The organism is Methanoregula sp. (genome assembly GCF_049690535.1).
Taxonomy (GTDB): domain Archaea; phylum Halobacteriota; class Methanomicrobia; order Methanomicrobiales; family Methanospirillaceae; genus Methanoregula.
The window spans coordinates 18998-31194 of record NZ_JBAVMX010000083.1; the positions used below are offsets into that span (position 1 = coordinate 18998).

General features: G+C 53.3%; 13 protein-coding genes. 4 read left to right on the plus strand and 9 right to left on the minus strand.

Annotated features, from left to right (window positions below; genetic code table 11):
* Nucleotides 1–22 precede the first annotated feature (22 nt).
* The 3 genes from WCE46_RS05970 to WCE46_RS05980 all read left to right on the plus strand — a co-directional run bounded on the left by WCE46_RS05970 (nucleotide 23) and on the right by WCE46_RS05980 (nucleotide 3189).
* A complete protein-coding gene (locus tag WCE46_RS05970; protein ID WP_424732793.1) occupies nucleotides 23–1507 on the plus strand; it encodes a DHA2 family efflux MFS transporter permease subunit in 1485 nt (494 codons plus the stop codon).
* Between the two features lie 330 nt (nucleotides 1508–1837).
* Nucleotides 1838–2755: a dimethylarginine dimethylaminohydrolase family protein gene (locus tag WCE46_RS05975; RefSeq protein ID WP_424732794.1), complete on the plus strand. Its 918-nt coding sequence runs from the start codon at nucleotides 1838–1840 to the stop codon at nucleotides 2753–2755.
* 122 nt (nucleotides 2756–2877) lie between these two features.
* Nucleotides 2878–3189: a hypothetical protein gene (locus tag WCE46_RS05980; protein ID WP_424732795.1), complete on the plus strand. Its 312-nt coding sequence runs from the start codon at nucleotides 2878–2880 to the stop codon at nucleotides 3187–3189.
* A 200-nt stretch (nucleotides 3190–3389) separates the two neighbouring features.
* Here the strand turns inward: WCE46_RS05980 and WCE46_RS05985 are convergent, their stop codons facing one another.
* The 6 genes from WCE46_RS05985 to WCE46_RS06010 all read right to left on the minus strand — a co-directional run bounded on the left by WCE46_RS05985 (nucleotide 3390) and on the right by WCE46_RS06010 (nucleotide 8699).
* Entirely contained in the window at nucleotides 3390–4211 is an 822-nt protein-coding gene (locus tag WCE46_RS05985; RefSeq protein ID WP_424732796.1) for an META domain-containing protein, read from the minus strand.
* 79 nt (nucleotides 4212–4290) lie between these two features.
* A complete protein-coding gene (locus WCE46_RS05990) occupies nucleotides 4291–5595 on the minus strand; it encodes a C45 family autoproteolytic acyltransferase/hydolase (protein WP_424732797.1) in 1305 nt (434 codons plus the stop codon).
* Between the two features lie 268 nt (nucleotides 5596–5863).
* Nucleotides 5864–6403 (minus strand): YqhA family protein, encoded by a 540-nt coding sequence (locus WCE46_RS05995; protein ID WP_422163480.1) that lies wholly within the window; start codon nucleotides 6401–6403, stop codon nucleotides 5864–5866.
* A gap of 346 nt (nucleotides 6404–6749) precedes the next feature.
* Entirely contained in the window at nucleotides 6750–7169 is a 420-nt protein-coding gene (locus WCE46_RS06000; RefSeq protein ID WP_424732798.1) for a hypothetical protein, read from the minus strand.
* Nucleotides 7138–7791, minus strand: a complete 654-nt coding sequence (locus WCE46_RS06005; RefSeq protein WP_424732799.1) for an ArsR family transcriptional regulator — start codon at nucleotides 7789–7791, stop codon at nucleotides 7138–7140. The genes WCE46_RS06000 and WCE46_RS06005 overlap by 32 nt, the downstream gene beginning before the upstream one ends.
* Nucleotides 7792–8042: 251 nt before the next feature.
* Nucleotides 8043–8699, minus strand: a complete 657-nt coding sequence (locus WCE46_RS06010; protein WP_424732801.1) for a DUF3800 domain-containing protein — start codon at nucleotides 8697–8699, stop codon at nucleotides 8043–8045.
* Nucleotides 8700–8952: 253 nt separating this feature from the next.
* Between WCE46_RS06010 and WCE46_RS06015 the strand changes: the two genes are divergently transcribed.
* A complete protein-coding gene (locus WCE46_RS06015; protein ID WP_424732802.1) occupies nucleotides 8953–9177 on the plus strand; it encodes a KTSC domain-containing protein in 225 nt (74 codons plus the stop codon).
* Between the two features lie 71 nt (nucleotides 9178–9248).
* On the opposite strand, the gene WCE46_RS06020 is transcribed toward WCE46_RS06015, so the two are convergent.
* From WCE46_RS06020 to WCE46_RS06030, 3 genes are all read right to left on the minus strand, one after another.
* Nucleotides 9249–9869: a superoxide dismutase gene (locus WCE46_RS06020; protein ID WP_424732803.1), complete on the minus strand. Its 621-nt coding sequence runs from the start codon at nucleotides 9867–9869 to the stop codon at nucleotides 9249–9251.
* A gap of 105 nt (nucleotides 9870–9974) precedes the next feature.
* A complete protein-coding gene (gene guaB / locus WCE46_RS06025) occupies nucleotides 9975–11444 on the minus strand; it encodes an IMP dehydrogenase (protein WP_424732804.1) in 1470 nt (489 codons plus the stop codon).
* 56 nt (nucleotides 11445–11500) lie between these two features.
* Nucleotides 11501–12187 (minus strand): (5-formylfuran-3-yl)methyl phosphate synthase, encoded by a 687-nt coding sequence (locus WCE46_RS06030; protein WP_424732805.1) that lies wholly within the window; start codon nucleotides 12185–12187, stop codon nucleotides 11501–11503.
* Between the last annotated feature and the right edge of the window lie 10 nt (nucleotides 12188–12197).

A 12197-nucleotide genomic window follows, 5' to 3' on the forward strand; every position in this document is an offset into this window, starting at 1 on the left:
GTTTTACCAACGACACACATTCATGGACACACCGGATGCCCGCGTGAAAGGTTCTGGTCTCCTCATCCTCACTATCGCGCTTGCCATCTTCATGGCAAGCCTTGACGGAACGATTGTAAACATCGCACTTCCGGCGATCACCACAGCGTTTAACGTCTCGACAAGTACCGTGAGCTGGGTTGCCACATCGTACCTCCTTGTGGAAATGGGCTGCGTGCTCATCTTTGGAAAGATCGCGGATACGTACGGGTACAGGAAGATCTTCCTTACCGGCTTTGCAGTCTTTACGACCGGATCGCTTCTCTGCGGGTTCTTACCGGGCATTGTTCTTGGCTTCCCTGCACTGGTGATCTCCAGAGTATTCCAAGCGGTAGGCGGGGCAATGCTCATGTCAGTTGCTGCCGCCATGATTACCGCGTTCATACCGGCAGATCGGACGGGAAAGGCGATGAGTGTCATCATGCTCTGTTCGGGTCTCGGAGCGGCAATGGGCCCGCTCATCGGAGGGCTCCTGACGCAGTACCTTTCCTGGCAATGGATCTTCTTTATCAACGTGCCGATTGGGATCTTCGCAGTCCTTCTCGGGGCAAGGGTAATCCCGACATCGAAGCGGGTGGCGGCTTCCGGCGCATTTGACACGGCAGGGGCCGGGCTAGTATTTGTGGGTCTTGCTTCGTTTGTCTTTGTCCTCTCGGAAGGAGCGGTATATGGCTGGACTGCGCCGGTGATCCTTGTCGGGGCGGCAGTCGCAGTCATCGCTCTTGCAGGATTTGTATGGCACGAACGCGGTGCTGCAGACCCGATGCTCGATATAAGCCTGTTCCAGAACCGGAACTTCCTCTTGGTCAACCTGCTCCTCTGCCTGGTTTTCATAAGTTATGCAGGGATCGAGTATCTCCTGCCATTCTATCTCCAGATTGTCCAGAATTACGATGCAGCAACCGCCGGCATGGTCCTGACCTCCCTGTCACTGCCCATGATGATCGCCGGGCTCATTGCAGGTTTGGCATTCAACCGGTTCGGGCCGCGCCGGCTCTGCATCGTTGCCGGTCTCCCGCTGGTCGCCGGCTATTATATGCTGACCACCCTAGGTGTCAGTACCCCGATTGGCTTCATCAGCCTTTCCCTGGGCCTGATCGGTTTCGGATTCGGCATGATCGTGACCCCGGCAACGACACTTGCCATGATCTCGGTGGAGAAGAGAAAAGCTGGGATGATCTCAAGCCTGACGAGCCTTGAACGGAGTGCCCCCATATCGATCGGGATCGCTGTCTATAACCTGATCCTCATCGAGGGCATTCTCCTGATCGCAAAATATAGTGAGGTCACCACACAGTCCCCGGCCCATATCCAGAAGGAGGTATTTTCTGTCGGGTTTAATGTCGGATTTCTTGTATCGCTCGTGCTGGGAATTGTGATCATCATCATCGCCCTTGCAATAAAAGAGGAGATCCACCCGGAATACGAAGAGGAGTCAAAGGTCCTGTCGTACCGCAACGCTCCGTAAATGCAGCCGGAATAATCGGCCGCCAAACGGTTTGAGATCCGATTCTCAAATCATATCTTTTATGTGCAGGCGATCGCGCCAGTCATGGTGTCTCCGAGCTGGATGACGTTCCGGAAAATCGCCAAATGCGTAAAAAACTTTTTATAAATTTTTTTGTTCTGAAGGGAAGTCAGGTAAAAGGAATCAGAGAAGCCGGATAACCTTTCAAACAGCCCTTTTTTTATTCCTATCTCCGAAACCAAATTTAATATGCTCGCAAACAAAAGGACGATAGTCATGAAATTAGGCGTGTGGAATGATTACGGTCGCCTGAGAGAGGTTGCCGTCGGAATGGCAGAGAATGCAGTCGTACCGGGCTATAGCGATGCGTTCCCTCCGTTTGCACAGGAACTGACCCGCAAATACGCCGGCCAGCCGGCAGATTCAGTGCCGGGACTTGACGAGATGATGGCGCTGACGCAAGGACAGCTCGATCATCTCGCACGGGTTTACCGGGATCACGGGGTAATCGTCCACAGGCCCCGGAAATATACGAAGGAAGAATCAGGGTATCAGAATGAATTGCAGGTGGGGGACCTCCGGGTGTTTCCGGCGGATCCCATTTGGGTGATCGGCAGGAACATTATAGAATGCCAGTTCCGGCAACCCTACCGGAATAAGGAACGGTTCCCGCTTCGGGATATGATCGCCAAACGGATAGATGAGGATCCGAATCTCCGTATGCTGAGTTGCCCGGTCACCATGCCCAATTCCGGTGATTTCGTCCTGGAAGGAGGAGATATACAGATCTGTGGAAACGAAGGCATGGACGTTCTTGTCGGAGTTGACGATGAGCGAAGCAGCAGTGCGAATGGCGTCGAATGGCTGCGCCGGCGGCTTGCAGAAGATGGTTACACGGTTACACCGGTTCCCATTATCAAAGCCGCCCCGGTTCACCTGCTGGGAGCCATGGGGGTGTTCGGCCCGACCAGTGCAATGATTTACCGGCCGGCATTTATCAATGGGATTCCCAAACCCATGAAGGACTGGGATCTCATCGACATTACGCTGGAAGAAGCTGAAGCCGGCGGTCCCTGTGCAGTCATGCTGGACCCTGACACTATCCTGATGGTCGCGGAAGTACCGCGTTTAGTCGACCTGCTGGAAAAGCGCGGGCTGAAGGTTATCACCATGCCCTTCGATGCTGTCACGAAGCTTGACGGTGCAATCCGCTGTGCAACCTTTGTGATCCACCGGGATAAAAACTAAATTAACCCTTTATGAGAGCGGCAAAGATGGCAAACGGGAATATTCCTTTATTTCCTGATCATATTTCTGGTTGACCCGGTCTCCGGCGGCCCGTGTTTATCACAGGATGGAGAGGCAGTCTGATGAAACTCGACTCTGGTACTACAATCTTTATCCGTCTCGTTCTCCTCATGATCGGGTTGGCTCTTTTAGGGAGCCTTATTGCCGGCATATATTATGCTGAAGATGTTCTTCCGGACGAAAAAGTTGTTACTGTTCACCAGGGGGGTATTGGAGCACTCTTCTTCAATAAGTGCCTGTATATCTGTTCTCTCAGTTACGATCTTTGCAAAGGGAATAACCCGTATAAATATCCGAACCGCGACAAAGTCTGCCGTGATGAACGGGAATCCTGTAACACGACCTGCGTACAGGCCCATTCAGTGCCACCGTAATGACAGGACGGGAGATTCCACGGCCGGAGGTGCGTTGGAGCTGTTATGGAGACGTTTTAGAATTTTATCGTCTTCGGCGTTTTCCGTACGCATCGATCGCTTTTATCCACATCCGCCATCACTGCCTGTCTTAACGGGTTTTGGCAGAATGGCAAAAGAGCGGTGCAGGACTTAAACCACAGCCCCGATCCGGCAAAAAATTATGGCTGACCGCTGAAGGTCAGGAGGGATGAACTGCCATTGCCCGTAAGGACAAGCGTGCTGCCGTTGATCCCGTATCCCCTGACTGATTCAAGGGCTGTCAGATACGCAGATTCCTGGTTCATGATATCCTGTTGCGGGCACATCATCCTGGTTGATCCAATACCGCTGATCGCAAGGGATGTCCCGTTTGCAGTATATCCGGCAAAATAATTGTTGCACCCGGACGATCCTGCCATCTTCCCGCCGGAATCAAAGACTGCGGTTACCCGGCTGCCGGCAACAACCGTTGATACCGCATTGCCTGAGTCAACCGAGGAAAGAGTCCAGTTGGTCCCGACGAGCGGCAGGGATGCGCCGGGAGTGGTTTTTACAAACGTGAGAATTGCATTCCCTGACTTGTCAGAGATGATGAGCCTGTTGCTGTCGAGGGCGAAGGAACCTGCTTTTGGCAGGAGGTCCAGATAGGCAGTTTCCTGATCCATCACGCCGGGCTCGGCGCAATACATCATCGTGGAACCGGCGTTTCCGATGCTCATCGAGCTGCCCGATACCACCCAGGATGCAAAATAGCGGTTGCACCCTGCAGATCCGGAGAGATTTCCATCATCGCCAAACGTCAGAGTGATGGAATTACCGGCAAGGGCCGGCATGATCGTTGCATTTTGCGTGTACTGGACAAGCGTCCATTCCGTGCCGTTGAGTTGGCCGGCCGGGGAGTGGCTGGTACAACCCGCTGCTACAAGAAAGAAAATGAGGAGGACGGTGCTTCCCGCAATGGCGATAACACCGGTCCACGCCTGTTTCGCGGTATTTTGCATACAGCGTAATGAGCACGGCCGGCGTATAATTTTATCTCTGATGGGGGGGGAATATTCGCAGTTATTCCCCCGCCAGGTCTTAATTGCCTGAAGCCCCCTCAAAGAGCGGCTGAAGATCGATTTGCGTCCAATCCAGCCTTTGCGGTACCCGTACCCAGATCCTGAGGTCTGCAGGCACTGCCACGATCTGGTACGATGTGGTGTCCGGGGCCAGGAAAACGCCTCCCTCCTCCAGGGGTGTCGACATGACATTCATGACCTTTGCTGGGGTGATCGATCCTTTATTCTGGTCGGCAAACATAAGGAGGTTCTCCCGGCGCCAACCGGACTCCCCGGACAGGTTATCGTACAGGGACAGGGGCTGGGGCGGGGTGAGTCCCCATGACGGGTCCACGAAATGGTTGGTTCCGACAACAACCCCGTCCCGGTCCGGTGCCCGGCGTACGATGTTCCAGGTTGTCCATTCGTATGAGTATGCTCCCTCTGGTGATGCTGTGTTGATGACATATGCAGTATCCGTAGTCACGGAACGCAGCCGGTAATTCATCTGGTCCGGCGTTGCAGCATCCTGCAGGACCGAGAAGAGGGATATGACACCTATAGCCCGGTCAGTCCTCCTGAACGATCCCCCCGAAGAGGCCCCCATGTTGAGTTCCAGGAACTGCTTATCCTCGTTTATACCCGTTGTAACATAGACCAGGCCGGTATAGCCGATGTTTGCAAAGGGGATGCTCCCGTCATCCGGATTCCAGACCGTTACGGTGGTGTAATTTGTCATCACCGGGGAATAATCGTAGTTCCTACCAAAAACAAGCTTTCCATCTGAAGTGTACGGGCCCCATACGGCTATCCCGGAGCAGCCGGTCCAGCCGGTCGCAACCGAGGGGATGTAAAGTTCCATCGCATTGATCATCTGGAGATCCGCTAAAGAGAGGTTAGAGGTTTCGGCCATACCATACATGATCTCCTTGTACCTCTGGGGATATGCATCGAAAATGTTGCTTCCCTTCTGCTCCATACCTGCCACAGTGATACCCGGCGTACTGACAAACTGCGTCTTCATGATCGTGTCGATCTGTGTCAGTTCATTGCGATAGAGCGCCCCGTACTGCCTCCCCATCTCCCGGTAATTTCCCTGAAGAACGGTGATTACCAGGCCGTTTTTCTCGTATCGCGTACCATTTTCAAAAGTTTCCGTGGTGACCAGGACACTGTTATCGCTCATGGAGCCGGTCATCTGAAGAGAGGCTGCTCCTCCGGATATCCCCGCCGGAGCATTCTGGTTGGAAAAAGCCTGAACCGCCAGGACGATTCCTCCTCCGCCAATCACAGCAATCAGAATAAGCAGGACAACCCAGTGATGGTGTGTGTGCATGTCGATCATTTGACATTTATATTTCACAGGTTATTATGTATTACTTGGAAAATCCTGCTTCATCAGAGGTTGAGAGGAATCTAAAATAACACGACAATTTTACGGTCCTGCAAAAAATCGAGTAAACCAAATTGTCGGGAATAACGACAGATTGATCTAATCCAGCTATTGGAGCTGCGTCATGTTTTCGGTTTGTTCTTTTTATTGTCTGCGGGGTTTTAGAGAGATTATCGCTCTCTCCTACAGGGTCTTTGTCTGCCAGGTACCTGCCGCGGGATCAGGACTTCCGGGTTTTGTCTTCATCTGTATGACCTGCCTGCATGAGGTATATGGCTCCTGCAAGACAGAGAATGGCAACCGGCAGTATAATGGCCTGCCAGTCCAGGAGATGATCGCCATTTACGATCACGATTTCGAGGAACTGGACAAACAGGATGGTAATGACGACCTCGGTAAGGTAGAGTTTCAGCTGCCCTATGCTGTTGATCCGGATCCATGCGGGATAGCTGCCAGCCTGTAAAAAGTCACTGTTAATAAAAAGCGTATAAATGCCGTAAGAAAAGATGAGGAGAATGAGGGCAAAAAGGAAACAGTCTATCGCGTTGATGACAAGAATCACAACACCCGATGTGGCTGATTCCGCCCCATGGGCTTCAATAAGGAGATGAACCGGATCTCCGCCAAGCAGCATGACGCCGACAGCACCGGCGATCTTCAAGGCACCGAGAATAAAGAGAAGGACCGCCCCGATAAAAGATGAAATTACCGCAATGATGCTGATATACCGTAGACTGATAAACGTCTTGATAATATCCATAACAAATTACAATTCCTCGCACCGCTCCTATATCAAAATATCGTTGTTATGGTGCAAAGGTGGTTTTTATGATGGCCGGGCGAGAGTAACGCGCTGGACGGGTACCTGATCTATGTCGTCCCGGCCTCGCTCACCCCGGATCAGACGTACGTGCAGATCGCGTTCAACGGGAACGACACTGCCGTGTGGAAACTGGCGTGAAGCGCAGGTAAAAGTTCACTTTTTTTATGCGACGGGCCGCTCATCCGGTGTACCAGCGGGATGAACACAGTCCGACGAGTCACGCTGGAACGTGAAGGAAACCGTGCGATAAGAAACGTACGCGCTAAAAAAAAAGACCGGGATATTACCGGTAATCCGGGATCTTCCGGAGCGTGATGTCCATAACGCCGCGGTGCACCCGGTAAGTACTGTGGATGATATCGATGGGCTTTTCGAGCATGACTTTGGTGGTGCGGTTATCGACACAGATCCGGACTTCATTTCTCTGGATATCCGCAAAAGGTGCGTGCTCGGCCTCGGGCGGGATCGCAGCGGTGATGAAGATCTGGGTATCGGTCTCCACTACTTCGTAGGGAATATCATCGTCGCCGCTGTCTGCGCCGCCGGGGAAGCACCCGGGTTCGCCGGACGCGTGCCGAGTGACGATGGTGTACCCGATGATGCGGGCGTTCTCGGCTTCGGGCATGTTCCGTACGATCTCTTCAACTATTCTGGAGAGGTTGCCAAACACTTCATCGTAGGGATTGTTGGGATTCGTCTGCATGGACTCCTCTGAGAGTGATCCGGTTCTTCTTTTTCGATACAATGCCTCTCTTCTCGAACGGTGCAAGGAGCGGCCCGAGGTCTTCCTCGGAACACCCGATCGTTTCCGCAAGTTCGGCGGGGGTCAGGGGTTCGTGGGAGAGGGCAATTGCTACAGATAGTTCTCGCTCGCTCCTGAATAAATCTGTATGGTTGCGGGCAAGATCGGCAAGTTTCGTATCGATATCGTGGTTGAGCTGTTCGAGCTGACCGACCAGCTGGTCGTGGGCCTGGACCATTTTCGCGAGCATGACGACGGCCTGCCGGGTCCGTTCGTCCGCCGCGGTCCGGATCTCGCCTTCGTGCCGGGTCATGATGATCTGCAGGTTTTTGAGGCTGACGTCCACGAGGATGTCGTTTGCGAGATAATAGTACTTGCGCCGGCGGTCGTCCAGCTGGCAGGAAAGGATCTCCTCCCGCTCCATGAGCTGGAGATGGTCGATGACGGCTTTGGGCGAGATCTCCAGAGTCTCCGATATCTCGGTGACAAAGCACGGTTTCTGGCGCAATAGTTTTATGATGCGCCGGCGGTTCCGGTTCCCGAGGATATCCAGGAGCCGGGAGACCTCTGCGAGATCTTCCATATTCACTTAATGTTAGTGCTGCGAGGATTTAAAGTGGAGAGGTGGGGGTTCTGGTGCGTTCGCGGGAAGTTATGGGGGCATCGTTTCCATGCATGCAGCATGATGCGAACACTGTACCCGGGTGAAGATTCTCACAATGCAAATCAATAAATAACCGTGTATTATATTCTATAGACAGTGAGTAAGTCCTTCCCGAAACGGATGAGGCCACCTTATGGTGGTGTGACAAAGTAGGGAATGGCTTCACTGACTTATTTTCGTCGCCCTTTGAAAAAGTCCAGTGCAACCTTTGTCCGTTCGCAAACCTGCGGGAAAAAATTGTATTCATGTGCGGGGTTTCTGTTATATCGGGCATAGTGACGGTATACGGTGCCGGCAATAATATCCGCAATCTGGATCCCGCACTCCACCTTCGAGTTACAGTGGAAGATTTTGACCGAGAGATTTGGATACCTGTTGAACCGGTCAAAGTTCCTATTTAACAGAGTCTGGTTAAATTCATGCTGGCGCACACCGTACAGGGATTTGTCAATGATGACATTGATGTCGCTTTTAAAACCGTATTCTATAATCACCTCTTCAACCAGTTTGGCAGCAAGCCAGTTGTAAAGACCAGAAGTATCCCGCAATTCTGGTTTCACCTCATTTTTTCTCAACAGGCTGTACGCAAAATCGTAGGTTCCTTTGAGAAGTTCGTTGACGACGATCCTGCGACAGTTATCGTGAAGGTTGGAACTTTTAAGTTCATCGAACTTGTACTGATCCCAGATTTTCCTCTTGGCCCGGCTCACGTACTTTTTGCAGCCCGCCTCGTCTTCGGGCGTTTTTACAATAACGCCGCCAAATACAAAAAAATCAGACCCATTCGGATATCCCAGATCTCCGGATTCATCCAGATAAATATTCACACCTAATGGAGAGATCCCGGGAGGCACTCTTTGTAATATTTTAAAAGAGGAATAAGTGTCTTCTCATTTTGAATTCACGACAGTACATAACTCCATACCCGGGGGGAGGGGGGCACCAGTCACTAAAAATGGTTGAAACCTCCCGCGACAAACCACCCCACATAACCGCCCGTAACAGACCGCCGCTCTCGTCATTCGGATTTTTTTTATTTTATAAAAACCATTAACCGTTCAGCGCACCTATAAGATACTGGTGATATTTTTGGAGAGACAGTCCGTTCAGTCCTGTATCCTGCGCTCCGTGGGATATGATGATAGCATGAAAAATCTGGAGATAGAATTTCACTCAGGACTTGTTTACCAGTACTCGGGTGTCCCTACAAAAGTCTACAACGATCTCATAAGTTCAAGCGCGGTCGGGAAATACTTCTCCGACAAGGTCCGGAACCGGTTCCGGGCAAAACTCGTAACCGTATAATTTCCCGGAATATCTTCCTTTTCTGCCGATAAAAACGGCCGGGCCTTAAAAAAAAGAGTATACTGGGTTTCTTACTTTTTCAGGTGCGTGATGAACTGTTTGTTCACTGCATCCCAGTTCACGAGATTCCAGAACGCCTCGATATACTTTGCCCGGTCGTTCTTGTAGTCCACGTAGTACGCATGCTCCCAGACATCAAGCACAAGCAGGATCCGGAATCCCGGGTAAACGTTCACGTTGTGCTTTTCGATCTGGTTGATAAGGAGGTGATGCGTTGTTGTGCTCGCTGAAAGGACCGCCCAGCCGGAGCCTTCGACACTCGACGCTGCCTGCGTGAACTCTTTTTTGAACCGCTCAAACGACCCGAATTCCTCATCGATTGCTTTCGCGAGTTCGCCTTTCGGGGCTCCGCCGCCGCCTTTTCCCGACGGCGCAAGGTTCTCCCAGAACGTGTTGTGGAGCCGGTAGCCACCGATATGGAAGGACAATTCCTTTAACGTCGCCTTGATGTCGAGGTCGGCTTTGTCCTTCCGGACCTTGTCCAGTTTCTCGAAGATCGCATTCGCACCGGTCACGTACGCCTGGTGGTGTTTCGTGTGGTGCAGGGTCAGCTGTTCCTTTGAGATGTACGGTTCGAGCGCCGCATAATCGTACGGCAGCTTGGGAAGTGTGTACAGTTTGTCGTTTGCCATAACATTCAACTCCGCAGAGTGTATGCACGGTATTATCCCGGCACACCTATTTTAGGTACTGGATGGCGGCAGGTCGCCGGCGCAAAAAAGGATGCTTAAAAAAAATTATTCAAAGAGCCGGTAGTTCGGCGCTTCGTCTGTTATCAGGATATTGTGCGGGTGGCTCTCGGTCATGCCGGCGTTTGTGATCCGGACAAACCGGGCCTTCTTGTGCATGTCCGCAATCGTGGGAGAACCCGTGTAGCCCATCGCTGACTTGAGACCGCCCACGAGCTGGTAGATGACCTCGCCCACGTGCCCGACGTACGGGGTGACGCCTTCCACACCTTCGGGCACGAACTTCGTGGCTCCGATCCCCTTCTTTTGGAAGTACCGGTCGCTGGACTGGCCCGAACTCATGACGCCGAGTGAGCCCATGCCCCGGTACTGCTTGTAGCGCCGGCCCTTGATCGTGATCACCTTGCCCGGCGCCTCATCGGTGCCGGCGAGCATGCTCCCCATCATCACAGTATCGGCACCGGCAGCGATCGCCTTTGCAATGTCGCCCGAATACCGGACACCGCCGTCCGCGATGATCGGCACGTCCGCCTTTGACGCGATATCGGCGACCTGCGCAATCGCGGTGATCTGCGGGACGCCCGTGCCCGCGACGATCCGGGTCGTGCAGATGGAACCCGGGCCGATACCTACCTTGATGCCGTCCACGTTTGCGTCGACAAGCGCTTCAGCAGCTTCCGAGGTCGCGATGTTCCCGGCGATGACCTCCGCACTGACGCTGCCCTTGATATTTTTGACCGCCCCGACCACGTTCATGTTGTGGCCGTGGGCGCAGTCGACCACGAGCACGTCCACGCCATGCTCGTCAAGGAGGGTCGCCCGGGTAAAGTCAAACGGCCCGACCGCTGCCGCCACCCGCAGGTTGCCCTTTCTGTCCCGGGTCGCACGCGGGTATTGGCGCTTTTCAAGGATGTCCTGCATCGTGATGATACCGATCAGCCTGCCGGACTTGTCAGCCACAGGCAGGCGCTCGACCTTATTTGTGTACATGACTTCGAGCGCCTTTTCGGGCGTTATGTCCTCGTCGGCCGTGATGGGCTTTTTGGTCATGATCGACTTGATGCTCTCCTCGCCGCGCCGGGAGACGATGGCCCGGACGTCACGGCGGGAGACGATCCCGATGATTTTCCCCTTCCCGACGACCGGCACACCGCCGATGCTGTACTGGTTCATCAGTTTCTCGGCATCGGAGACGGTCGCGGTGTCCTCGACATACAGGACGTCACGCTCGATGAGTTCCTCGGCCTGCTTGACGATATTGACTTCCTGGAGCTCGTGTTCGGCCGTCATGTTCCGGTGGATCACGCCGATTCCGCCCTCGCGGGCAAGCGCGATTGCCATCGAAGACTCGGTCACGGTGTCCATCGCGGACGAGACGAGCGGGATATTAAGGCCGATCTTTTTCGTGAACCGGGTCCTGGTATCGGTCTGGTCGGGCTCGGTCCAGGATTCCAGCGGTTCGAGCAGCACGTCGTCAAACGTGAGTGAGAGGGGAACATCCAGTTTTTTTGTGTACATATTTCACCTGAAGTTTTTTACCCGGACTTGGGAAATCACATGGCTCTGTCGGTGTGTCACCGGATCCTGGCAAGGGCAGTCTTCACGAGATCCTCACGGATGGTCGCGTTCCGGTCGCCTCCGCAGACCATCCCCCGGACCCCGATGATCTCCGGGTCGATTCGTTTTAAGGCATCGATATCCTCGAACTTGAGCGAGCCGGCAAGGGCCGTGCCAATCCCGAGTTTCTTGTTTGCCGCCGTGAAACGTGCAAGCGTTGCCTCGTCCATGAAGGAGAACGTGCTCCGCCCGTCCTTAATGCCGGTATCAACCATCGCAAAGTCAGCCCCGCACGCAGCGGTGATCGGTGCAATGTCAAACGGGGAGATCGAACCCATCCGCTCGTAATCGGAATACCCGGCAATGACAACAAACTTTTCAGGAAACTCGTCTTTTACGGCTTTGGTGACCGCTTCGATCACCTCGCGGGCATGGTCTTTCCCGGGAAAGGCAAGCCCGATCTTGATGTAGTCAGCCCCGGCGCAGGCAGCCCCGTAAGCTGCAAGGGAGGCCCCGCCGGGTTTATACGGAAAGTCCCCGATTGCTGCACTGACCGGTTTTTTTGCAAACGTTTTGATCTCCCGGATCACCCAGGGAAAATTGGCGCCAAGCGAGCCTTCAGAGGGTTTTTTGACGTCAATGATATCGGCAGCAACGGAACACTGAGCCTCGGAAATAGAGCTGGGGCTGACCAACAATTGCATAAGCTTTAAT